A 23,924-nucleotide genomic window follows, 5' to 3' on the forward strand; every position below is an offset into this window, starting at 1 on the left:
AACGAAAACATATTTTAAAATGTACTGTTGTTATGCAATAGTTGATCATCATTAAAATAATTTAGAATATCCGATTGGCTTTGTCCAAAAATATTCCTACTTTGTTATTCAAATATTTAGATATATTACATATGAGCGTATTAGTTACAGACAAATCGAATGTTATAGTTCAGGGATTTACCGGAAGCGAAGGGACATTTCACGCTTCTCAGATGATTGAATACGGAACCAACGTGGTGGGTGGCGTAACACCTGGGAAAGGTGGAACAACGCACTTAAATCTGCCGGTGTTTAATACAGTTAAAGAAGCAGTTGAAAAGGCCAATGCTGATGTATCTGTAATTTTTGTGCCTCCGGCTTTTGCTGCGGATGCCATTATGGAAGCCGCCGATGCCGGCATTAAGGTGGCCATAGCAATTACCGAAGGTATTCCTACAGCTGATATGATAAAGGTAAAGGATTATTTACAAGATAAAGAAACCAGGTTAATCGGTCCCAATTGTCCCGGAGTGATATCACCGGGAATGGCAAAAGTGGGTATAATGCCGGGTTTTATTCATACTAAAGGAAAAATCGGAGTAGTGTCGCGTTCCGGTACGTTGACCTACGAAGCGGTGGATCAGCTGACCAAAGAAGGTTTAGGTCAGAGTACGTGTATTGGAATTGGTGGTGATCCTATCATCGGAACCACAACCAAAGAAGCCGTAAAGTTATTAATGGATGATCCGGGAACCGAAGGCATTATCATGATTGGTGAAATTGGCGGAAGCATGGAAACGGAAGCGGCCCAGTGGATCAAAGAGAATGCTACTAAACCGGTAGTAGGATTTATAGCCGGCCAAACAGCGCCTAAAGGACGTAGGATGGGGCATGCAGGTGCCATAATCGGTGGGACAGAGGACACTGCTGCGGCCAAAATGAAGGTGATGAAAGAATGCGGTATTCACGTGGTGGAATCGCCGGCTACATTAGGAGCTACCATGAAGCAAGCCCTATCGTAGAAATAGTCATTGATCAATGGTCATTGGACAATGGTACCCAAAAAATAATATTGACTAAGTATTCACCCTTTGGCAGGTCTGCCAGAGGGTTTTTATTTTAACTTTTTGCACGTGGCTGGTAGTTATTCGCTTACTAACACTTTCTTCATCTCCGTCACTGTCTTATAAAGCACAAAACCTGCCTTTTTGTAATTGTGGATTGCATTAGGATGATCCATATCGCAGGTGTTAAGCTGAATATGTTTAGGAGAGAAACGCCAGGCTAATTCTATGGTTTTGTTTAAAAAGTATTTTCCATACCCCTTTCCGATAAAATCAGGAAGTAACCCAAAGTAAAGGATTTCTACATGGTCTCCTTCTTCAACAAGTTCGCAATATCCCGCATGTTTTTGTTTGATATTTAAGGTGTAGATGTGCGTTTTAGAACTATTGATTTTACTATAAAGTTCAGCATCATCCATAAACAACCGATCCAGCCAATTAAAGTTTTTTCCAACCTCAGAATATAGTTCCCTGTACCAGGAAATGTCTATTGGTTTTGCAATTTCGATAAGCGATGTATTTTCAATATTGTTTTCCCGGAGAGTCGGTTTTTCTTCCATTTTCAGAAAATAAACCTCAGATGGTACAGTGGTGTAATTCATGATTCGAATTGTTTGGGGCAAAAATAAAAATCCCCTGCCGTAATTACAACGACAAGGGAACAAACAAAAGGCATTTAAGAAAATTCTTACGCCAAAATCATTCTTTCAATATCATCTTTTACATTGGTAATTCCACCAATGCCAAAGTTTTCAACCAATACATTCACTACATTTGGTGATAAGAATGCAGGTAATGTTGGTCCCAGGTTGATGTTTTTAACACCAAGACTTAATAGGGCTAATAATACAATTACTGCTTTTTGCTCGTACCATGCAATGTTATATACAATTGGCAAGTCATTGATATCGTCTAAACCAAATACCTCTTTCAATTTAAGAGCCGTTACCGCCAATGAATAAGAATCGTTACACTGACCAGCATCTAATACTCTTGGGATACCGCCAATATCTCCTAGTGGTAATTTGTTATAACGGTATTTAGCACATCCAGCAGTTAGAATAACAGTGTCCTGAGGTAATTCTGTTGCAAATTCGCTATAGTAATCACGGTCGTTCATACGTCCGTCACATCCGGCCATCACAACAAATTTCTTAATGGCTCCACCTTTCACTGCATCAACAACCTTGTCTGCTAACTGAAGAACCTGGTTGTGAGCAAATCCACCTACGATTTCACCTGTTTCAATTTCTGTTGGAGAAGCACATTTTTTAGCGTGCTCAATAATTACACTGAAATCTTTAGGTTGTCCGTTTTGTCTGTCGGCAATGTGGGTACAGCCATCAAAACCACTGGCTCCGGTAGTGTAGATACGATCTATATAATTCTCTTTTGGAGGAACAATACAGTTTGTTGTAAATAAGACAGGACCATTAAAGCTTTCGAATTCTTCTTTTTGCTTCCACCATGCATTACCATAGTTACCCACAAAATGCTCATACTTTTTAAATGCAGGATAGTAGTTAGCAGGTAACATTTCACTGTGTGTATAAACATCAACACCAGTTCCTTCTGTCTGCTTTAATAACTCTTCCATGTCTTTCAAGTCGTGACCTGAAATTAAGATAGCAGGATTGTTGCGTACCCCAATGTTTACAGAAGTAATTTCAGGATTACCAAAGCTTTCAGTATTGGCTTTGTCTAATAATGCCATTACATCCACACCAAACTTACCACACTCTAATACCAAACCTACTAGTTCGTCAACACCTAATGTGTTATCAGTACTGGCAACTAATGCTTTCTGAACAAATTCGCAAACTTCTTTGCTATTGTATCCTAAGTTCATGGCATGTTCTGCGTAAGCTGCCATACCTTTTACTCCATAAATAAGAAGTTCTTTTAAAGAACGGATGTCTTCATTTTCAATGGATAAGATTCCAATGGCGGGTGCTACTTTTAAGAAGTCCTCTTGTGTAGTACCTGCATATTTCACGGAATGCTCATCGTTAGAAACTTCAATTCCTTTTTCCGCTAGTTCCTTTTTTAATGCGTCTCTAAGCGCAATACCTTCATTAATTTTAGCTTCAATTTTACCACCGTCAAAGTTGGCGTTGGTGATGGTGATAAATAAAGCATCAATCATGTATTTATATGCTTTATCATTTGCTAAATCATTATTAGCAGCAATAGTGTTTACATGTGCCACACCTTTGGTCACAAATAATAGGACATCTTGAAGAGCGGCCACTTCGTCGGTTTTACCACAAACTCCTTTAATTGTACAACCTGTTCCTTTGGCTGCTTCTTGACACTGATAACAAAACATACTCATGATATAAATTTTTTTAAATTGTTTGTATACTTTTTATTTGATTATAATATGGGGTAATACTTATCGGTCATTTAGATAAATAAAAGGGAGTTTATCTTACTTCACTAACTCATCCCAAACTCCCTTTTATAAAAGTCGCATAGCGAACTATGTGACCAAACCAAACCTAACCCTAAACTAATTACTTAAATATTAAATGCTGTTTTTGTAGTAGCCTTGTTTAAAATGAGCTTATACCCATTCCTCACTTAGTACTTCACCCTCTACTGATATGATAGCTCTTTTTAGTGGTATTTTGCGAGATGCCAGTTGAAGTGCCTGTTGAGCAACTCCCATTAAACCACCACAACAAGGAACTTGCATAATGACCACGGTCAACGAATTAATTCTGGAATCGTCAATCAATGAAATTAACTTTTTAAGATATATATCCATTCCATCATCAAGTTTAGGACATGCAATTCCCAAAACTTTATTTTTTAGAAACTTTTGGTGGAAGTTACCCATGGCAAATGGAGCACAGTCTGCTGCCAACACCATATCTGCCTCCTTAAAAAAACTGGCGCCAGGGTTTATCAAGTGCATTTGCACCGGCCATTGCTTTAATTGGGAGGTTTGTGGCGTTGCAGGTGCTGTATCTGCCAATGAAAATGCAGGGCGCTCGATTTCCCTGCTTTGCGAGCCCGGACATCCTCCGCCCTGATGCCCCATCGATGGTGCTTCTTTTTTTCCGTGCATAGTGTCAATTACTTCTTGTAAATCGAAGTCGTATTTATCTTGATTATTCTTTAAAAAGGTCATGGCCTCTTTAACGAATTCCATTTCGTTGTGGTCTTTTAGGTGTTTAAGGTGGGCGATAACGGTATTGATTCCTTTATCAACCATTATTTCCATTACCTTAGTCTCGTCATACGGATCGGCTTCCCTTCTCTCAATTTCCATGGCTCCTTGCGGGCAGTGTCCCAGACAAGCACCTAATCCATCGCACATAAGGTCGCTAATTAACCTGGCCTTTCCATCTATAATTTGCAGTGCACCTTCGTGGCAACCGGGAACACATTCACCACATCCGTTACATAATTCTTCATCTATTTTAATAACGTCTCTTTCCATTACTCTTTTTGTTTGTTTACTGCAAATATGAGGCGATTTTCAATACCAAGCTTGTAACAATTGTTACAATTGGAGAAAAAGTTGTATTTTTCATGTAATTTATACCTTCAAATCTTTTATATCGATGTTAAGCGATTATCCCATAATAGAAAAGTGTCCTGTTTTTAGTGGTCTAACATTCCGTCAGATTAATGAACTGTTTGGTCAGGTTCACTATCAGGTTAAAAAATATCCAGAAGGACAAATGGTAGCTTGCGGTGGCGATGTTGTCGACAGACTAATAATAATACTATCGGGAAGTGTAAAAGGTGAGATGATGGATTTTTCGGGGAAGACCATTAAAATTGAGGATATAGAGGCACCTAAGCCAGTGGCGATTGCCTTTTTATTCGGAAAGAATAACAGATATCCGGTAAATGTGATTTCCAATAACGACTCGGAATTGCTGATTATTCCGAGAGAGTCGGTACTTAAACTTTTCGGTAAAAACGAAACCATCTTGCTTAATTATTTAAATACGATATCCGATCGTTCCCAGTTTTTGTCACAAAAAATAAAATTTCTCTCGTTTCAAACGGTACGTGGAAAAATAGCCAATTATCTATTGCAGATAAGCCAAGGGCACACCCATCAAATCACTCTGCCATTGTCGCAAAATCAAATGGCCGAGTTGTTCGGGGTTGCCAGACCTTCAATTGGCAGAGGAATGAGAGAATTGCATAATGATGGTATTGTTGAGGCCAAAGGCAAGGAAATAAAAATATTGGATATCAATAAATTAAAAGATTGCCTGGTTTAGTAGGAATTTTTTTTAGAACCCAAACGCAACCGTTGCGTGCTTTTTCAGTCATAATAACAAACGATTAAAATTAAAGTGTAAAATGAAAAAGTTATTATTTATTATTGGGGTGATGGTTATGTTCTCGGTTACGTCTTGTGACCTCTTTGATGATGACGACGATTATTCTTTAGGTAATTATTGGCTTTCATCAGGAACGATAACTAAGGATGTTGGTTCTTATTTTGTAACAACGGATGAAGGTAAAGTGCTATGGCCGTCAAAATCGCATGTTAGCATTAGTTTGTTGGAGGACGGTATGCGTGTGTTGGTCAATTATACTATTTTGGCTGATGCCACGGATAGCGACACTTATGATTATTATGTGAGAGTAAATGACATTTCGCAGATTCTAACCAAGCCGGTATTTGAATTTACTGCCGAAACAAGTTCGGATATTATAGATTCAATTGGTAATGATGCCGTAACAATTGTGGATACCTGGTTTACCGACGATTATTTAAACGTTGAATTTGAGTATGGAGGCGGTGCAACGGTACATTTTATTAACTTGGTTTTTGATGCTGAAAATGCCACCACTGATAATGGTGAGATTATATTGGAACTCAAGCATAATACAAATAGTGATCCTTATAATTACCGTCAGTGGGGTATCGCTTCTTTCGATGTCTCTAATTTTAAAGAGGAAGGTGAAACATCGGTTGATTTTTTTATCAGGAGTAAAGGGAAGGATGGTGAATTTGAGTACAACCAGCTAATTACCTATTCCTATGGTATAGATGCGGAATCCGGTTTGCGCAACAAACAATACCCGCCAGATAATGTGAGTTTTTTGAATTCTATTAAATAACCAAAAAAAGGAGTTTTTAAACTCCTTTTTTTTATGCGTTTAATATTCTGATACTCTTTTTGTTATTGTGTGTTTGCCAATCCAGCGTTCGGGTAATGTCAAGATTATAGCTTTTTCCCTTGGTTTGATTGGAATAAATTCCTTATATTTGCACCGCATTTGAGGAAAATGATTCTCAAAACAACAATGGATCTGTAGCATAACTGGATAGTGCACTGCGTTACGGCCGCAGAGGTTAGGGGTTCGAATCCCTTCAGATTCACAATAACTTAAAAGATTTTCTGAAGAGTTAATGCTTAATAATGGACCTGTAGCATAACTGGATAGTGCACTGCGTTACGGCCGCAGAGGTTAGGGGTTCGAATCCCTTCAGGTTCACCAGATGAAAGTCTAAATCATATCAAAAGCGCTTAAAACGAAAGTTTTAAGCGCTTTTTTTGTGATATGTCATGAACTTCCGGAAACTCATCCCATGCGTTTAAAACTGTCTTTTTTTGCGATCGAGATAATTAAATAGTTGTTCCAGACTTTGCTTGTATTGGCTCGGGTTTAAATTCAAGCTGAGTTGAGGAGTACCATCATTATTTGTTGAAATAGAAGGATAAACCAGTCAATATATTGAGCTTGTAAAATTTGTCAAGTATTCTGTCAGCTATAATTTTTATTAAATCTTTCATCGAACCTGAAGCAAACAGGTCAATATAACGTGTGTCGACCTTTTCGCTTTTTTCCGATTCGTGGAATAAATAAAATATCATGGCGGTTTTGCCCTGGCGACTTGGACTATGTATCCATGAATTTAATCCATTGTCGATATTGTTCTCTATAAGGATCAGCTTTTTCTTCTGTCACAAAAGTATTGTGGATTATATACGGTACAAAAAGGATTCATCGAAGTAATTGTTTAACAAGGATACGTTTAATTCATAAAATGTGAAGCGTGAAATATGAAGCGTAAAACCTATATTTTTATACTGATCAAAAAAAGCGGGTGTCCGAAATTAAGTTGATGAAAATTTTAAACTTACGATTTGTAAGTGCCGCACGAATGGCTCTTCCCCTTAGCGACGATGCTAGGGGGAAGTACCGATCAAAGTTGCGGGGATGGGGGTTACTGAGTCTCTCTGTTTTTAATCTGTAAGTCCCACTGTTAATTAAAAAACATATTTGGACACCCTCTTAAATTTTATCCAAATGAATGTCTATTTGAGCGTAATCTTATAAACCAAGGCAGCATCAGCTTCGGCCGGTTTCTTTTTAGGCTGCTGAACGTTTAATCCTGCTTTAGTTCTTTTCCATTTGATTCTTTCACTGCTTCCGAGTACTTTAATCGATTTTATTTGAATATTTTTAGCCTCATCAGCAAATGTGGAGAGTGTTCTTTCGGGGGTTTTAGTGTTCCATCCTAATTGAATAGCATATACTGTTTTCCCTTTTTGTGTATAGCGAATATCCGCCGCATTTAAATTATTCAATCCTTTTTTGATAGCACCATATTCGTTCCAGGCATCTTTGGGATCCCGTTTAAGTTCTGTGGTTCCCTCACCAAAAACAACAAACGGACGGGTGTTATAAATCGCTTCCCCATATAGTTTCATCCAGGCTCCGATGCCCTCCATAGCTTTCACCTGTTCTTCGGGCATGGTACCGTCGGCCATGGGGCCTGCTGAAAGCAGCATAATACCATTCTTGCTTACTACTTCGGCCAGCATTCGGATTGCTTTAGCAGGATCGATAGCTGTACGTTTCTCTTTGTTGTAACACCACGAGCTCCCTAATATAAAATCAGTAATCCAGACTTCCGGAGTGATATCTTCCATGGTAGCCCTTTCCACGTTTACCACCGATAACTCGGTAGGGAAGAAGTCACCTTTGGTATTTACCACCACTTCTTTTCCTTCTTCGGCCGCCTTATTAAAGTAGTTGCTTAAAAACTGTTTGCGGTACTTTTCTGTGATAAAACGCTGTCCAAAGTCCATCCAAATATAATCCGGGCAATGTGCGTCAATTACCTCGTTTAATTTACCCAACCACAAATCTTGCGCTTCGTCGTAATCCATATTACAATACAATTTGCGGTATTTAGGATCCTGTGGTACTTCGCAATTTTCGTACACATAGTTGTATTTATTGGGTGTAACTGGTCGCATTACGGCCTGGTCTTGTTTAGGATAAAACAGGTTGTGGAAACCGTGATGAAAGGTGGCCATAAATTTGAGGTTCCGTTTTTTAGTTTCTTCGGCAATGGAAGCCACCATATCAACCCCGGGTCCCATGTCAACCGAATTCCATTCATTCACCTCGCTGTCCCATAGTGAGAAACCATCGTGATGTTCGGCAATGGAGCCAATAAATTTGGCACCCATACCTTCAAACATATCTACCCATTCTTTGGCGTTGAAATTAGGCGCTTTCCAACCCGGGATAAAATCGTGGTAGTGAAAATCCTCGCCATAGGTTTCTCGATGCTTTTTATATACTTTCCCTCCCCAAAGGTTAGGTTCCCTGTCGGGTACGTACATCCATCGGGGATACCACTCGCCGTCAGTGGCCGGCACGGAATAAACACCCCAATGAAAATAAATGCCTAGTTTGGCATCCGCAAACCATTCGGGAACGGCTTTGTGTTTTTTAAGGTTTTCCCATTCAGGTTTGTATTTTTCTTGTGCAAAGGAGAATTGCAAAGAAAGCGTGATAATTGCTGTGAAAAAGATTTTTCTTAACATGACTTTAAATAATAAATTGATCATGCAATTTACTAGATAGGAAATGATATTGTCAGGAATGATTGTATCAATAATAGGGGGTAATTGGACAATTTGGAAAAGTTTTATAGTCAAAGAGAGGGTGTCCGAAAACAAAAAATAAGTTTAATTTACAAATTATCATTTTTGGGCTCCCTCCTTCTAGATTCCTAATATGTTTGGTCCAGAAATAGTTACAAAAAGGCAATGTTATGGTATAATGAGCGGAATTTAAGAATCAATGCACGTTCATTTACTTTTAGTCCATCAACTTATAATGGATATCGCCAAACAGCTCGTGTCCTACTGATTTGTCGTGGCACGAGGTACAACTCATCTTACCCGTTGTGTTTCCTAATTTTCCATGGCTTCCGTGACATGTCATACAGTTGTTGACTGTTTTATTATCGTACTGGTTTGTAATATAAGTATCGTTGAAATATGAGTTTAGAATTTCAACTGTTCGGGAAGCGACATCGGCAGTTAAACGTCGGCAGCGTTCTTTTCGCTGCTTGCTGTCTATTCTAAATCCGGTTTTTTCCCCCCATCTTGTTGTAGAAGCATGGCAAAGAACAGATGTTGACACGGATGTTGGCGGGGTGAAATCCAGAACAGGTTCATTCGGTTTGAACAAAGGAAATGCATTATTCTCGTACCAGTAAAATAACTCAGAAGTAAGAACATCTCTAACTTTCTTGTTATCTATTAGTAAGCCCATAACCGCTGCAGCCCCGTTTAAAGTGCCGCAAATAGTTCCTGCACCTCCAATACCACCATGACCATATTTCATCATATGAACAGGAAAGGAAGTATAGGGTTCACCTATCTTGTTGGCTAGTTGAGCTATGATACTGCTAAAAACACCATACATACAACTGCCCACGTTATAATCCTGATAAGCCAGTTGAGATGTGGAAGCCGGATCTAATGGGCTATATTTCCATGACGATTCTGTTTTTTCCAGTTCTATTTTTTCCGGTGAAGGAGCTGGAATTTCTTTCGGCTTAAATGCGGTGGTTAATGCGGCAACACTTGCGGTTCCTGCGGCTAAAGCTCCAGCCGCTATTTTTATTGCTTTACGTCTGTCCATAGTTAATTTTGTAGTATAATAAACAGTTAAATGCTTTGTTATCCTCTATTTATCTTCTGAACAAGGTTACTTTAAGTCATTAAAGAATCATGTTGAAAAGATATCCCAGAGCAATTATAAACAAAGTTATGGTGCCAAAGAAAATACCAATGAGTTTCCATTTCATGACCTTCTTGAGTAAGGTCGCTTCTGGCAATGAAAGTCCAACTACAGCCATCATAAACACGATGGCAGTGCCAAGAGGAACACCTTTTGCCACAAATACCTGAATAACGGGCACTATTCCTGCAGCATTTGCATACATGGGCACAGCCAGGATGACAGCCAACGGCACCGCATACCATTTGTCAGCAGATAAAAACTCCGTAAAGAAATTTTCTGGAACGTAGCCATGCATGGCAGCGCCAATGGCAATGCCGATAAGTACATACAACAGCACCTTTCGAACGATATCCCATCCATCTCTTATAATAGATGGCAAACGGTCTATAAAAGGCGTTTTCTCATCTTCCCACTCTTCATTTTCTTGTATGGCATTTTCCTGAACCTGTCGTACCCAATCGCTCAGATATTTGTCGAGTTTCAATTTTCCAAGAATATAGCCGCCTACCATCCCCATAATAATACCGCTGCTGGCATAAATAAGAGTTGCTTTCAAACCAAATAGACCCAAAAACATCGCTACTGCGACTTCGTTAACCAGTGGAGAAGTTATTAGGTAAGCAAAGGTAACGCCAAGCGGGATACCCCCTTTTACAAAACCAATAAACAAAGGGATAGAGGAACAGGAACAAAAAGGTGTAACTGCCCCAAAAAAAGAAGCGAAAAAATACTCCAGGCCATACAGTTTTTTTGTGGTCAGGTAAATTCTTAAACGATCCACCGGGAAATAAGCATTAATTACTCCCATTAAACTACTGATAAGGAAAAGTAGGATAAGTATTTTAATGGTATCGTAAAAAAAGAAATTCAATGCTTCACCTATATGTGATTCGGAACTTAGATGAAATAAATCGAAGGTTAAATAATCAACCAAAGTAGGGAGATAATGATACAATAAAATCAAAGCCGGTAAAACTATGGCAATTGCAACTAATAAACCTGCCCTTTTCTTATTTTCCGGGTTATTCAACTGTTCGGGACTCTCAATGGCACAAGCCATGCTCTTTCCTTCTTCCTGATCTTTTGATAATAAATTTAATTTATTCATTGGATATTATTTAAGTCATATTTTTGGCAATGCGTTCGTAGTTCGCAGAAAAACGAACTTCCAAAATAAATTTTTTTACCAGCATTTATTGTTTGCATGCAGATCCAGAATGTATCTACCTATATGATGCTGTATTGCATTAGCGTAGCTTGGTACAGCATGCTGTTTATCTATGATTTTATTTTTGTCCACCATGATGTTCGTAATATTGCGAACAAATATAATTGATTTTTTAAAGTACAGCAAAAAAATGTCTTTTTTTTGAAAATTAATTTGGGTAAATCAAAGCAAAATTACTTATCCCAATACTCATCCACTATTTTTTGAATATGTGGGTAAGCATCGTCAGTTTCGTTGTACATTTTGCGTTGGCGTTTAAGTTCTTTCTTTAGTTTCGTTATAATATGGGCATACGCAGGATTATCATATACATTATTGACCTCATGGGGATCCTTGTTTAAATCGTAGAGTTCCCAGGATGGGGGAGTAGGACGTACTACAAATGATTTGTCAGGCGTAAGCCAGGCTCTGGAAAGTTTCCCGGTTTCATTTAAATCCCAATGCCTGCCGTAGAAGAAAATCAACTTGTAATCCTGGGTACGTATTCCAAAATGTCCGGGAATATCATGGTGTGTAAGGTGCAGCCAATAACGGTTATAGGTGGCCATACGCCAGTTCCTTGGTTTTTTCCCTTTCAACAATGGTTTTATGCTTTTTCCCTGCATTTTTTGGGGAACAATACCACCTGCCAGATCAATCAGGGTTGGAGCAAAGTCAGTATTATTAATAATCATATCATTTCTGGTACCCGCTTTTATTTGTTTGGGATAATGCACGATAAAAGGCATACGCATTGACTCTTCGTACATCCATCTTTTATCCACCATATCGTGTTCGCCCAACATCATTCCTTGGTCGGCGGAATAGATTATAATGGTGTTTTCATACAGACCATTGTTTTTTAAAAACTGGAAGAACTTACCCAGGTTGTCATCAACTCCTTTAACACAACGCAAATACGATTTAAGGTATTTCTGATAAGCCATGGATGTTACTTCTTTATCCGGTATGCTTTCATCGATTTTATAATAGTTCACATAACCGTTGATAGGGTGTCTCCGAGATACCGATGTCCCAATCTCATGAATCAGGCTGTCATTTTTTCCACGGGTTCCTTCTGATCCCCAGTTGGGTTGAGAATACAGGTTTTCAGGTTCAGGAACTTTGGTATCGGCCAGGTAACCTTCGTATCGTGGGGCATATTCAAACCAATCATGTGGTGCTTTAAAATGGTACATCAAAAAAAATGGTTTGTCCTTATTGTCTCGGTTTTTTACCCAGTTGATAGCTTTTTCGGTAATTACATCGGAGGAATGACCAGTAGATTTAACTATATTATTGGGATAAACACCATTCCCTTTTTCGTAAAAGGTTGGGTTGAAATATTTACCCTGACCTTTTAGTACGCTATAAAAATCAAAGGCCGTGGGTTCACACATGACATGCCATTTGCCGATTACCGCAGTTTCGTACCCTTGTTTCTTTATTTCTTGAGGAAGGTATTGTTGCTCCGTTTTTAAGGGTCGGCTGAAATCCAGTATGTTATTGGTTTGACTGTATTGCCCCGTCAGAATGGTTGCACGACTGGGAGTGCAGATGGAATTAGTCACAAAGCAATTTTCGAAAACCATGCCTTCACTAGCCAATTGATCAAGATTAGGCGTGGGGTTTAAAAAAGCCAATCTACCGCCATATTTTCCAATGGCATGGGCGGCATGATCGTCGCTCATGATATAAATAATATTGGGTTTTTTGAGGGTTTGAGCATTTGTAAATGAAGCCAAACCGAGTAATAAAAGATAGAAATATTTACGCATTATTTTAGTTTTACTTTATACACAATGGTTTTATTGTTAGGCGCTTTTAGCGGAGCTGTAATATAAAGACCTTTATCGTTTTGTTTCCACTTAATTTCTTCCTGGCTTCCAAGTAAGTTAATGGATGCTATTTTGAATGTTCCGGCCAAACCGTCTTTTGCAAAACTCTTTAGCAGATATTCCTTACCTGCCGCAGGAAGAGCCAACTGCGATATGTACAAATTAGAACCATTTTGAGTGAACCTAAAATCTTCGGGCTGATATGTAACACCAAAACCCTGTACACCACCAAAGTGGTTCTTTTTGAGTTGGGTAACTCCTTCGCCAAAAGTGACAAACGGACGGGTGTTGAATATCGCCTCACCATTGGTTTCAAGCCATTTTCCGATTTCAAGGAGGCCATCACGCTGTTCCTGAGGGATGAGGCCATCATGAGTAGGTGTGATGTTTAGCAAGAGACATCCATTTTTACTGGTAATGTCTATTAATTCATCTATAATTACGTCGGATGTCTTTAAGTTTAAATCCTCGCGCCAGCTCCATCCGTGCCATGCATAGGAATCATCGGTCAACCAAGGGAAATCGGTTTTCTCATCGAACCTGCCTTTTTCCAAATCCAATACGCCGACACCTTTTTCCAGGTCTTCGTTTTTATAGGTCAACACAATATCTTTGTTCCATTCCAATCCTTTGTTATAGTAGTGTGCCACCATTTCTTGTCGGTCTTTTTCTGGTAAAAGAAAAACACGACTATCGAACCACAATAAATCCGGCTGATATTTATCTACCACTTCGTAAATTTTTTCTTTCCAGGTGTTTGCAAATTTGCGGGAAGGAGCATACTTAGGGTTAACCTTACCCTTAAATTGCCCGCTTGCTGCATGTCCACCTCTAAAGCTATCAAAGGTTTCGGGAGCAGTCCATTCGCCATAAAATTCATCGAACTCAACGTCTGAAGTATCAATAAGTCCGCTCCAACGGTTATACCATCCCCATTCCCAGCTGTGGTGAAAGGTGGTCACAAACTTTAAATCCTGACTTTTGATGGCTTTTTCCAACTCTCCGACCAGGTCGCGCTTAGGGCCATAGTTAACCGTATTGTATTTGTTAACCTTGCTGTCCCAGTTCGAAAAGTTATCACAATGTTCGGCAACAGGGCCAGCGAATTGGGCACCTGATTTTTTGAAGAGCTCAGCCCAGTCGCTGGCATCAAAGTGTTCTGCAGTGAACTTGGGAATAAAATCGTGGTAATGAACCGAATCACCATAAGTATCCAGATGATGTTCCCGTAGCCAGTGGTTCCATCCTGTGTCTTTATCTTCATACATTTGGCGCGAGTACCATTCGCCTTTTCCCATGTAAGAATAAACACCCCAATGGAAGTAAATACCAAATTTGGCATCTTTAAACCATTCCGGTGTTTTGTGTTGTTTTAACGATTCCCAGTCGGCTTTGTATTTTTGAGAAGAGTTTTCAACGGTCGTTTTAGTCTGGCAACCCATTAAAACTATTAACAATAAAAGTATCAGATAATTTTTCATTGTATTAAAATTAGTGAAACCTGATAGTCAGCGTAATTTTCAATTATCCGACAACGTGATCTAATTAATTGCTCCCAGCTTGCGATAGCCCGGCAGCTCTTCGGTTTCATGATAAGAAGAATTAATATACTGATTTGTAGATATGCAAAGTTAAGGTGGATTGCTGGTGCTTTATTGTACATATCCGACAATTGTTTGAACTATGACGTTAAGGGAAAGTAAATGATTTTTACCGCAATGTCATTAAGTTAAACTATATCTGTTGAAAAGCCTTCAGGTACAGGTATGCTGATGGGTTTAACAATGCTGGAACCTTACATCGTCCTTCGGACCTGACAGCGTTAAATATACAGTCTTAATAATAGGGGTTTGGCAGGGTGATTGTGTAAAGTTAAAAATCAGAGATGGTTTACCCGCAATATGCATTAGAAAACCTATTGCTCGCTGAAATCACTTCAAAACAAGTCACTTCGTTGGATTGCTTTTATTCACTAAAACTAGGCTATGCCTCACTTCAGCAAAGCCTAATGTTATTGTGCTTTCAATGTTCATGAGGATCTTCTAATACATCCGGGTTAGAACAAACCGAGGGCTCCGCTAAAAACGAAACCCTCGGTCAAATATTAAATCCACAAATAAAAAATCTTACTTAGTAGTTACCACCACTTTTGCTGATTTCAAACCTTTTGAGGTAGCCGTTAATTGGATAGTTTCGGCTGCCTCTGAAGATTTAAGAATAGCTAATGCCATGCCGCTAAATGCTTTGCGGTGGTTGGCCTGAAACGATTCCAATGAAGCTTGATTTCCATTGTCCACAGCTATCAATGAGCCTGCTCCTTTTACCTTAAAGAATACCTGGTTGTCGGCCATTGGACAAAGGTTACCGTTTTTGTCCTCGATGCGAACGGTCACATAAGCCAAATCTGTTCCGCTGGCCTCAATGGTTTTTCTATCCACAGAAAGAGAAACTTTGGCAGGTTTTCCTGCGGTATTGATGATTTCTTCCTGAATGGCTTTACCATCTTTATAGCCTACCACTTTAAGTTCTCCAGCCTGATAAGGCACATTCCACGATAAACGGTATTTCGACATAAATGTCTTTGGTTTGTAACGCAGGAAGTCTACTTTAATCTCGGTTAAATCTTTACCTTTTACTCTTTTGCCCAGCGATTTTCCATTTAAGAAAAGCTCAGCCTCGTCGCAGTTGGTATAACAGAACACAGGAATTTCTCTTCCTTCCATGCCTTTCCAGTTCCAATGTGGTAAAAGGTGTATCATAGGCTCTGTTGTCCACTGACTTTGATAAAGGAAAAATCTGTCTTTCGGGAACCCGCATAAGTCAACTGCACCAAAGTACGAACTGTGTACCGGCCAGTCGCCATTCCAATAACCATTGGTCGAGTTGTCCTTACCTCCGTATGGTGTTGGTTCACCCAGGTAATCGAAACCAGTCCAGATAAATTCACCCATGCTATGCGGATATTTCTCTTGAAAGTGGAATTCAATATCGGGAGGATACGCCCAGGGTGGTCCTATCAAGTCGTAACTGCTTACGTGTAACGATTCATGTGTTTTGTATTTCTCGATTGGCAGGTGGTAAACACCGCGGCTACTGGTACAACTCGAAGTCTCTGAACCATAAATAGGCAGGTCAGGGTAGTTTTCGTGAATCTCACCGTATTTAGTGGGTTTGTAGTTGGCTCCGGCAATATCCACCTGTTGTGCCATATTGTTGTCGTACGGACCTGAGTAGTGGTTGAAACCCGCGGTAGTAGGACGGGTCATGTCCATTTCCTTGACATAATCATTCAACATTTTAGCTGATCTCCAACCATCCTTCTTGTCTTTTTGTTCAATAATTTCGTTTCCAATACTCCACATCACAATAGATGGGTGATTACGGTCTCTTTTAACCATAGCTTTTATGTCGCGCTCTGCCCATTCCTCAAAGAATACATTATATCCGTTAGGAACCTTAGGCATTTTCCAAACATCAAAAGCTTCGTCCTGAACCAACAAGCCCATCTCATCACATAGCTCTAAAAGCTCTCTTGATGGTGGGTTATGACTGGTGCGGATAGCATTTACACCCATATCCTTCATAATTTGAAGTTTGCGTTCGTCCGCTCTTCTGTAAATTGCAGCACCCAAGGCACCGTTGTCGTGGTGCAGACAGACCCCGTTAAAGCGAACCTTACGACCGTTCAGATAAAAGCCATCCTTATCGTAGCTGATATGGCGGATACCAAAACGGGTATGGTAAGTATCCAGTACTTTACCGTTTTGAGTGATCGTAGTAACTGCATTGTACAGGTGAGGTGTTTCTAAATCCCAACGTTTCGGATTTTTTATGTAACACCATGTACCGGAAACTTTAGCCGAATTAGGGGGAATTGTCATCGTTTCTTCCGCTTCGGCAACTGATTTGCCATCAGGTGAGAAATATTCTTGTGTTACTTTTATTTTAGCGGCCTTGTTGCTTTTGTTTTCAACTGTTGTTTCGTTTTGAACAGAAGCTTTCACGTCAGTTACGGTGGGGGTGGTTACGTAGGTGCCCCATTGCGCCACATGAACAGGTTCATCAATTTTTAACCAGGTGTTACGATAGATTCCTGCACCCGGATACCAGCGTGATGATAAATCCTGTGGAGTCAGACGTACTGCTATTACATTCTCAGACCCATACTTGAGGTAATTGCTGATATCGAATTCAAAACCGATGTAACCATAGGGGTGGTTGCCAACCAATTTTCCGTTTACCCACACATAGGCGTCATACATGGCTCCTTCGAATTCAACACGAACCACTTTGCCTTTTGCGGTATCAGGCATGTTAAAGTGCTTCCGATACCAACCTGTTCCGTGGAATGGAAGACCCCCGCAACGGGCGTTGTACTTATTGTCGAAAGGACCTTCGATAGCCCAGTCGTGCGGTAAATCCAGTTTTCTCCATGCGGAATCGTCAAAATCTGCCATTTCGGCACCTTCGGCTTTATCGTTAAAAAAAAGCCAGGACTTGTTAAAACTTTGATCCTGTGCCGTCAGTGTATTTCCTATGGCCAGAAAAACAAGCATTAATACAATTACTGTTTGCTTCATGATTTTATTTGATTGTTTAAAATTCATTCTAATGTTTCTCGCAGCGTTTCGCAGAGGTATTTCTTGTTTCACATAGTTTCCGGCGCAGATTTCCTAAGTATATTAAATATAGTTTGTAATGCGTTGGTTTGATTTACATGATTATACTAAGGGTGTTATGCTTGGTTATTGCTATTGTCCCTTTGGGGAACTTTACTATCCTTAATTAACAAGTGACCATTGTTTACTGACCACCGATCACTGACTACTGTCCCTTAACTTATTATACTTCTGAAACAAGCTATTTACCACTGATTTATGCTCCGGTGAATGGATCAGGTTTTTATTTTCATCTTCAGAGATATTATTTTTAAGGTTGAAAAGAGCAATAGGTTCTCTGATTTTATCTGTTTTGTCCTTTTTATCAATTTGGATGATCAGTTTCCAGTTATCTTCAGAGATGGCCACAGTTTTTTGTGTTCCACCTTGCAGCATTAATTCGGGATGTATTGTTGCTTCCTTGTTTTTTAAATAGGGCCAAATGTTTTTGGAATCCATGGCTTGACCTTCTGCAATTTTATGATTGGTCAGATCTGCTAAGGTCGCCATGATATCTAATCCCAGTATGGGTTTGTCACTTGTACCGGTTTTTATGTTTTTGGGCCAGGATGCAATAAAGGGAACCCGATGTCCCCCTTCGAAAATTCTATTTTTTCCACCCCGATAGATACTGCTGGGTTGATGCCCTGTAGCCAAGGTTTCCCTTCTGGTTAAACCTCCGTTGTCAGATGTGAAAATAATTAAAGTATTATCGTATATACCTTGTTTTTTAAGTGCTTTTATCAGCATTCCCATCTGAACATCCAGTTCCTTGATCATATCCATATGGGCACATGGAGTTGTTCCTTTAATTTTAACCCCGTCCAGTTCATCGCAAGGGGTATGTGGCAGATGTACGGCTAAAGCGCAATAATACAAAAAGAATGGTTTTTTCTTTTGTGCATTACCATTAATGTAATCAACTGCTTTAGAAATAAGTAGTGGTCCCATTTTATGCGGATCCCAGTTAGAATCGCCTAATCCTTCACTTTTATCCAACTTAAAATTGAGTTTGTCCATCTTTTTTTGGGTGATAAAATCAAATTTGGAATCCTTGGCCAACGGATACCACAGTTCATTTTCGTAACAAGCATAGGGAACGTCCTGGATTCCGGCAGGGAAAGTAAAGTCATAGTCAAATCCTTGATCCTTAGGGCCGCCACCAATATATTTCGAGATATCCACATCCAACTCTGGTTTGTTGCGGGGGCCTCGGTATATGGTTGCTTGCTCATCCTTTCTGTACCAATCGCCACCCAGGTGCCATTTGCCAAAGAAAGCTGTGTTGTAACCCGCCTTTTGCATTAGTTTACCTAAGGTAAGTTGATCCTTTTTAATTGGCGACTTTTCATATGCTCCCCAAACACCCCAGGGAAAATCACTTCTAAAACAACTGTTCCCGGTCATGATTCCATACCGTGAAGGGGCACAAAGCGCGGCAGGGGAGTGGGCGTTGGTAAAAGCCATACCAGTATTGGCTAATTTATCCAGGTTGGGCGTTTCCAACACAATATTATCGGAATGCATTTTTCTGTAATACGATAAATCACCCGTGCCAATATCATCGGCCAACACTACAATTACATTGGGCTTGATTTGTGCTTTTAATCCTGTAAGTACAGCTAGAGATAACAGTATTAGAATACTTGACCTTATCATGTTTGCAGATTTTTAGTTGCATTTTTTCAATATGTGAAAATACATAATAAGATAAGGATGTACGGGGTATAAATAGCGGGTTTAGGAGGTGGTTTTAACTTTTTATCGGTTAATTAACAGGTTAAATGAGTTTTAACATTTGAGAAATGCACGATACGGAATCCATTTGTTTTAAAATATTCTTACACCCATAATATGAGGCCATGGGTATAAGAATTTACTTTGTATCCTCATTTTCGTCATTTTCTTCTCCATCATTTGCATGTTCCCTTTTATAGTCTGATGGGGATAGACCTATTTCGTTTTTAAAGCAGGTTCTGAAATATTTTAAATCGGAAAAACCGACTTCGTAGGTAACATCCGCAACAGAATACCTACCTGTAGTAAGTAATTGGGCTGCACGTTTTATGCGAATAGATCGGATAAATACCTTCGCCGTCATTCCGGTTAGTGCCTTTAGTTTCCTATTTAAAATCACCTTTGAAATTCCATATTCCGAAGCCAATTCTTCCACGGTAAGTTCCGAATCGCCAATTTTGGATTCAATAATCCTTAGTATTTTAGCCAGGAATCTTTCATCCATCGAGGTGGTTGCAACTTCCGTAGGTGTTACTTCTACTTTTTGGCTGAAGTTTTTTCTGGCTTCTTCTCTTTTTTTCAGAAGGTTTTCTATACGAACCTTCAGTACTTCCAAATCAAAAGGTTTGGAAACATAAGCATCGGCACCCAGGCTATAACCTTTCACACGGTGCTCGCTTGAGGTTTTGGCCGTCAATAATATAATTGGGGTATGACTGACGTCCACATCCTCCTTGATAGTTTTGCACATTTCAAAGCCATCCATTTTAGGCATCATCACATCGCTTACTATTAAATCAGGATTATCTTGTTTACATTTTTCTAATCCTTCTTCACCGTTTTCGGCTTCTATCACAATGTATTCATCGCTCAAGCTTTCTTTTATAAAACTACGCAGCTCATTGTTGTCCTCGACAATAAGCAAAGTTTTTTTGTCAGCGGTATCTACCGAGGTTTCATTATTTTTGTTTTCGGGATGCGCTAAAGTTTTTTTTGTATTTACCCAAACCACATCTTCTATCGGCTGGTATATTCCTGTTTCATCCACCTCTTTCTTACTAAAATGATCTTTACCTTTCAGTAAGGACACCATAAATTTTGTTCCTTTGTTTTCTTCGCTGCTTACATCTATTACACCTTTATGCATTTCAACCAAACCTTTTGAATAAGCCAGTCCAATGCCGGTACTACCATATTTTTTATTCTCTATTTTGTCGGATTGATAGAAGCGTTCAAAAACATGTTTCTGCATGGTTTTATCCATTCCTACCCCGGTATCTTCCACGGTTATATAGGTCATATATTTATCTTCGTTAACGTCAATACTTATTTTGCCACCCTCAGGGGTAAACTTAAAAGCATTAGATAGAAGATTATATATTACTTTCTCCAGTTTCTCGGCATCGAAATACATGGGTATTTTATGGGAAGTAAAAGACATTAAGAATTCTATTTTCTTTTGCTCGGCATAAACCTCAAAGGAAGCATATACATCCTTGATGAATTTCACGATATCACCCTGGCTGGCTCTCAGTTTCATTTTGCCTTGCTCAAATTTACGGAAGTCCATCAGCTGGTTGATCAATCTGAGCAAGACCGTGGCATTACGGTGGATAATATTGTGGATATTGTCCATTTTCTCTTCTGACATCAGAGATTTATCCTTGATCAACTTTTCTATCGGACCTATAATTAAAGTCAGGGGAGTCCGGAACTCATGTGAGATATTGGTGAAAAACCTGAGTTTCATTTGGGAAAGTTCCTCCACCTTTTCTTTCTCGAAGCGCTCCATCAACAATTGGTTTTTTTGCTGTACGCCAATAATCGAGAATCTACGGAAAAACAACAGCAAAATAACAATGGCAACCGTATAAATAAACAGCGCGTAACCGGATAGCCACCAAGGCGCAATTACTGTAATGTCTATTGTTTTGGGCTCAGTTCCCCAAATGCCATCGCTGTTGGAAGCCAATACTTTAAGCTGATATGTGCCTGGTCGCAGGTTGGTATACTTTGCGAACCTTGCTTCGGAGGATGTGGTAATCCAATCCTCATCGAAACCTTCTAACATATATTTATATTGGTTTTTACGGGGAGCAGCAAAATGTAATCCTGCATAATAAACCGTAAAACTATTTTCGGAATATTTTAGCTGAAGCTCTTTGGTATCATTCAAATCTGTTGTTAGTAGTGAACGGCCATGAATTTCCTCTCCAATTTCAACCCGCTGATTTAAAATGTCGAGTTGAGTAAATACAACCTGACTCAAGGATTTGTCTTCAGTTATTTGTTTTGGAAAAAAGCTGTTAAAACCGTTTACCCCTCCAAAAATCATTTCTCCATTCCTACGTTTAAAACAAGCCAACTCCGAAAATTCGTAATCCTGCAAGCCATCATCAACATCGTAATTAGTCATTTCATTACTTTTAACGTTGAATTTGGTCAAGCCTGCATTTGACGAAATCCAAAGGTGCCCTTCTTCGTCCTGCAAAATACCTTTAATCACATTGTTGGGCAGTCCATCATCGGTAGTTAAGGTTTCAAAGTAACCTATGCCGTCCTTGGTTTCACGGTAACGATTCAGCCCTCCACCCAAAGTTCCGATCCATATATCCCCTTCGGAACTTTGGAATATAGGTAAGATATAATCATGGCTCAAGCTGTTGGGTTCGTTGGCAATGTTCCTATAGGTAAAAAATTTGGGGTTGGCATTGTACTTATGCTTTTCTTTTATTTTCGCCAATCCATCCGCAGTGCCCACCCAAATATTTCCATTCCTATCCTCTAAAAGGCTTCGAATTAGATCGGAAGGTAAGGAATAACTCTTTTCTTGCTTTATAAAGTTATCCTGTTGATATCCTCCTTTCCCATCCGGTTTCAACCTCCACAGACCTCCTCCATAGGTACCAAGCCACACATAACCATGGCGGTCGATCATTGCCGAAAATACAGCCCTTTTAATGTCTAGATTCCATTTGTCAATATTTATTTCCTTCCCGGTTCTGGTATCAAATGCTAAAACTTTTGATGAATAGGCAGTTCCAATCCACATTACATTATTTATGGTGTCTTCAGCCAAGGCATACCCTCTTCCTGCAGTCCTTCCATCTCCTGCTTTAATATGAACGAAACCTTCAGAATAATCAGAATTGTTGTTAGAAGGCCGATAGTTTATGCCGCCACCATCGGTGCCAATCCATAAGCCGCTATATTCATCTTCGCATATGCTTCGTATTTTATTGTACGAAATACTGCTTGCCGTTCTGCTCTTTTGATAGTGATTAAATAGTTTTTTCTTTGCATTATAAATATTAAGACCTCCACCGTTGGTTCCCACCCAAATTAAACCGGACTTATCTTTAAATAAATCTACTATTATATCTTTACTTAAGCTACCATCTTCAACACCACTTGTATATACTTTTTCCACTTTATAACGCAGCGAATCCGTACTTATTCTTTTTGCATAAACTACACCGTTGTATGTTCCTAACCACAAATTGCCTTCGTTGTCGAATTCAAATTGGTTTGCACCCTTATATTCCAATACAAAGTTAAATACCTTGTCTTTTTTATTAAATAGTTGAACCCCTCTGGTATTCAGAACAAAAATCTTATTATTTCTTTCATAAATTTTTGAAGCTGACCTGGCGCCTTGACCACTAACAAACGATTTTTCAATTTTATAAGTAACAGGATCTATTTTTCTGATACCATATAAAGTCCCTAACCAAATATTACCCTGCGAATCTGCACAAATATCTTTTATATATCCATCTTTTGCTACCTTATTATTGTGTGTGATACTCTTAAATGGAACGGTAACTATTTTGTTATTAGTTACTTTAATGACATTTAGTCCCCTATGGGTAAGCACCCAAATATTTTGGTATTGATCAGCCTTTACCCTAACAATTCGATTAGTATGTAAAAGGTTTGGATTTTCTACGGTATTAGAGAAAGAGGTGAATTGATTGTTGGTAACGTTAAACTTACACACGCCATTATCACTGGTTCCAATCCATAGGTTGCCCTCGTTATCTTCGGTAATAGATTGAATAATGTTCCCAACAAGCCCGTTTTTCTGCCTGGGCTGTTTTCTGTATATCTTAAATTGATACCCATCGTACCGGTTCAATCCATCGTTTGTACCTATCCATATAAAGCCCCGGCTATCCTGGAAAATGCAATTTACATCGTTCTGCGAAAGACCTTCTAAAGTTGTAAGATGCCTGAATTTGCTGGCGTTTAACATAAGCGTCATCACGCATGTGAACAATAAAACGTAGATTCTTTTTCGCATGGCAAATAATTAGTAGTATATCTCCAAAAACAATAAATACAATATTATATCAATTCATGCGATAATCCACAAGTTTTTAATATCAATGTGTACCTAGTCCTGTTT

At 39.2% G+C, this 23,924-nt stretch carries 15 protein-coding genes and 2 tRNA genes; 5 read left to right on the forward strand and 12 right to left on the reverse strand.

Translation table 11 applies throughout. The features are described 5' to 3' along the window. Nucleotides 1-131 precede the first annotated feature (131 nt). Complete coding sequence (sucD, locus tag ACRD64_RS16755; RefSeq protein ID WP_430934607.1) at nucleotides 132-1,001, forward strand: succinate--CoA ligase subunit alpha; 870 nt, start codon at nucleotides 132-134, stop codon at nucleotides 999-1,001. A gap of 122 nt (nucleotides 1,002-1,123) precedes the next feature. Here the strand turns inward: sucD and ACRD64_RS16760 are convergent, their stop codons facing one another. The 3 genes from ACRD64_RS16760 to ACRD64_RS16770 all read right to left on the reverse strand — a co-directional run bounded on the left by ACRD64_RS16760 (nucleotide 1,124) and on the right by ACRD64_RS16770 (nucleotide 4,491). After that, nucleotides 1,124-1,645 carry a GNAT family N-acetyltransferase gene (locus ACRD64_RS16760; RefSeq protein ID WP_430934608.1) on the reverse strand — a complete coding sequence of 174 codons (522 nt, stop codon included), beginning with the start codon at nucleotides 1,643-1,645 and terminating at the stop codon, nucleotides 1,124-1,126. A gap of 86 nt (nucleotides 1,646-1,731) precedes the next feature. Next, complete coding sequence (gene hcp / locus ACRD64_RS16765; protein ID WP_430934609.1) at nucleotides 1,732-3,378, reverse strand: hydroxylamine reductase; 1,647 nt, start codon at nucleotides 3,376-3,378, stop codon at nucleotides 1,732-1,734. Nucleotides 3,379-3,609: 231 nt separating this feature from the next. Further along, a complete protein-coding gene (locus ACRD64_RS16770; RefSeq protein ID WP_430934610.1) occupies nucleotides 3,610-4,491 on the reverse strand; it encodes an ATP-binding protein in 882 nt (293 codons plus the stop codon). Nucleotides 4,492-4,615: 124 nt separating this feature from the next. On the opposite strand from ACRD64_RS16770, the gene ACRD64_RS16775 reads away from it, so the two are divergent. From ACRD64_RS16775 to ACRD64_RS16790, 4 genes are all read left to right on the forward strand, one after another. Next, nucleotides 4,616-5,290 (forward strand): Crp/Fnr family transcriptional regulator, encoded by a 675-nt coding sequence (locus ACRD64_RS16775; protein WP_430934611.1) that lies wholly within the window; start codon nucleotides 4,616-4,618, stop codon nucleotides 5,288-5,290. Between the two features lie 82 nt (nucleotides 5,291-5,372). After that, complete coding sequence (locus tag ACRD64_RS16780) at nucleotides 5,373-6,140, forward strand: NigD-like protein (RefSeq protein WP_430934612.1); 768 nt, start codon at nucleotides 5,373-5,375, stop codon at nucleotides 6,138-6,140. Between the two features lie 188 nt (nucleotides 6,141-6,328). Beyond that, nucleotides 6,329-6,402: transfer RNA gene (locus ACRD64_RS16785), tRNA-Arg, on the forward strand. 42 nt (nucleotides 6,403-6,444) lie between these two features. After that, nucleotides 6,445-6,521 (forward strand) — tRNA-Arg (locus ACRD64_RS16790). 200 nt (nucleotides 6,522-6,721) lie between these two features. Here the strand turns inward: ACRD64_RS16790 and ACRD64_RS16795 are convergent. The 9 genes from ACRD64_RS16795 to ACRD64_RS16835 form a co-directional block, all read right to left on the reverse strand. Further along, nucleotides 6,722-6,898, reverse strand: a complete 177-nt coding sequence (locus tag ACRD64_RS16795) for a hypothetical protein (RefSeq protein ID WP_430934613.1) — start codon at nucleotides 6,896-6,898, stop codon at nucleotides 6,722-6,724. A gap of 444 nt (nucleotides 6,899-7,342) precedes the next feature. After that, nucleotides 7,343-8,866, reverse strand: a complete 1,524-nt coding sequence (locus ACRD64_RS16800; RefSeq protein WP_430934614.1) for an alpha-L-fucosidase — start codon at nucleotides 8,864-8,866, stop codon at nucleotides 7,343-7,345. Nucleotides 8,867-9,143: 277 nt separating this feature from the next. After that, a complete protein-coding gene (locus ACRD64_RS16805; RefSeq protein ID WP_430934615.1) occupies nucleotides 9,144-9,974 on the reverse strand; it encodes a cytochrome c3 family protein in 831 nt (276 codons plus the stop codon). 79 nt (nucleotides 9,975-10,053) lie between these two features. Further along, the gene (locus ACRD64_RS16810) at nucleotides 10,054-11,184 is read right to left on the reverse strand and encodes a permease (RefSeq protein ID WP_430934616.1); all 1,131 of its coding nucleotides are present in this window, start codon (nucleotides 11,182-11,184) and stop codon (nucleotides 10,054-10,056) included. A 293-nt stretch (nucleotides 11,185-11,477) separates the two neighbouring features. After that, the gene (locus ACRD64_RS16815) at nucleotides 11,478-13,061 is read right to left on the reverse strand and encodes a sulfatase family protein (RefSeq protein WP_430934617.1); all 1,584 of its coding nucleotides are present in this window, start codon (nucleotides 13,059-13,061) and stop codon (nucleotides 11,478-11,480) included. Further along, a complete protein-coding gene (locus tag ACRD64_RS16820) occupies nucleotides 13,061-14,602 on the reverse strand; it encodes an alpha-L-fucosidase (protein ID WP_430934618.1) in 1,542 nt (513 codons plus the stop codon). Before ACRD64_RS16820 ends, ACRD64_RS16815 begins: the two co-directional genes overlap by 1 nt. A 645-nt stretch (nucleotides 14,603-15,247) precedes the next feature. Beyond that, nucleotides 15,248-17,701 (reverse strand): beta-galactosidase GalB, encoded by a 2,454-nt coding sequence (galB, locus tag ACRD64_RS16825; protein WP_430934619.1) that lies wholly within the window; start codon nucleotides 17,699-17,701, stop codon nucleotides 15,248-15,250. 237 nt (nucleotides 17,702-17,938) lie between these two features. Then, nucleotides 17,939-19,438 carry a sulfatase family protein gene (locus tag ACRD64_RS16830; RefSeq protein WP_430934620.1) on the reverse strand — a complete coding sequence of 500 codons (1,500 nt, stop codon included), beginning with the start codon at nucleotides 19,436-19,438 and terminating at the stop codon, nucleotides 17,939-17,941. A gap of 217 nt (nucleotides 19,439-19,655) precedes the next feature. Continuing rightward, the gene (locus ACRD64_RS16835; RefSeq protein WP_430934621.1) at nucleotides 19,656-23,819 is read right to left on the reverse strand and encodes a hybrid sensor histidine kinase/response regulator transcription factor; all 4,164 of its coding nucleotides are present in this window, start codon (nucleotides 23,817-23,819) and stop codon (nucleotides 19,656-19,658) included. Nucleotides 23,820-23,924 lie beyond the last annotated feature (105 nt).

The organism is Saccharicrinis sp. 156 (assembly GCF_050589685.1).
Taxonomy (GTDB): Bacteria; Bacteroidota; Bacteroidia; order Bacteroidales; family Marinilabiliaceae; genus Saccharicrinis.

Excerpts from the sequence above, each read along its gene's own strand:
- sucD (WP_430934607.1), top strand. The coding sequence starts at position 132 with ATGAGCGTATTAGTTACAGACAAATCGAATGTTATAGTTCAGGGATTT.
- ACRD64_RS16760 (WP_430934608.1), bottom strand. The coding sequence starts at position 1,645 with ATGAATTACACCACTGTACCATCTGAGGTTTATTTTCTGAAAATGGAA.
- hcp (WP_430934609.1), bottom strand. The coding sequence starts at position 3,378 with ATGAGTATGTTTTGTTATCAGTGTCAAGAAGCAGCCAAAGGAACAGGT.
- ACRD64_RS16770 (WP_430934610.1), bottom strand. The coding sequence starts at position 4,491 with ATGGAAAGAGACGTTATTAAAATAGATGAAGAATTATGTAACGGATGT.
- ACRD64_RS16775 (WP_430934611.1), top strand. The coding sequence starts at position 4,616 with ATGTTAAGCGATTATCCCATAATAGAAAAGTGTCCTGTTTTTAGTGGT.
- ACRD64_RS16780 (WP_430934612.1), top strand. The coding sequence starts at position 5,373 with ATGAAAAAGTTATTATTTATTATTGGGGTGATGGTTATGTTCTCGGTT.
- ACRD64_RS16795 (WP_430934613.1), bottom strand. The coding sequence starts at position 6,898 with ATGATATTTTATTTATTCCACGAATCGGAAAAAAGCGAAAAGGTCGAC.
- ACRD64_RS16800 (WP_430934614.1), bottom strand. The coding sequence starts at position 8,866 with ATGTTAAGAAAAATCTTTTTCACAGCAATTATCACGCTTTCTTTGCAA.
- ACRD64_RS16805 (WP_430934615.1), bottom strand. The coding sequence starts at position 9,974 with ATGGACAGACGTAAAGCAATAAAAATAGCGGCTGGAGCTTTAGCCGCA.
- ACRD64_RS16810 (WP_430934616.1), bottom strand. The coding sequence starts at position 11,184 with ATGAATAAATTAAATTTATTATCAAAAGATCAGGAAGAAGGAAAGAGC.
- ACRD64_RS16815 (WP_430934617.1), bottom strand. The coding sequence starts at position 13,061 with ATGCGTAAATATTTCTATCTTTTATTACTCGGTTTGGCTTCATTTACA.
- ACRD64_RS16820 (WP_430934618.1), bottom strand. The coding sequence starts at position 14,602 with ATGAAAAATTATCTGATACTTTTATTGTTAATAGTTTTAATGGGTTGC.
- galB (WP_430934619.1), bottom strand. The coding sequence starts at position 17,701 with ATGAAGCAAACAGTAATTGTATTAATGCTTGTTTTTCTGGCCATAGGA.
- ACRD64_RS16830 (WP_430934620.1), bottom strand. The coding sequence starts at position 19,438 with ATGATAAGGTCAAGTATTCTAATACTGTTATCTCTAGCTGTACTTACA.
- ACRD64_RS16835 (WP_430934621.1), bottom strand. The coding sequence starts at position 23,819 with ATGCGAAAAAGAATCTACGTTTTATTGTTCACATGCGTGATGACGCTT.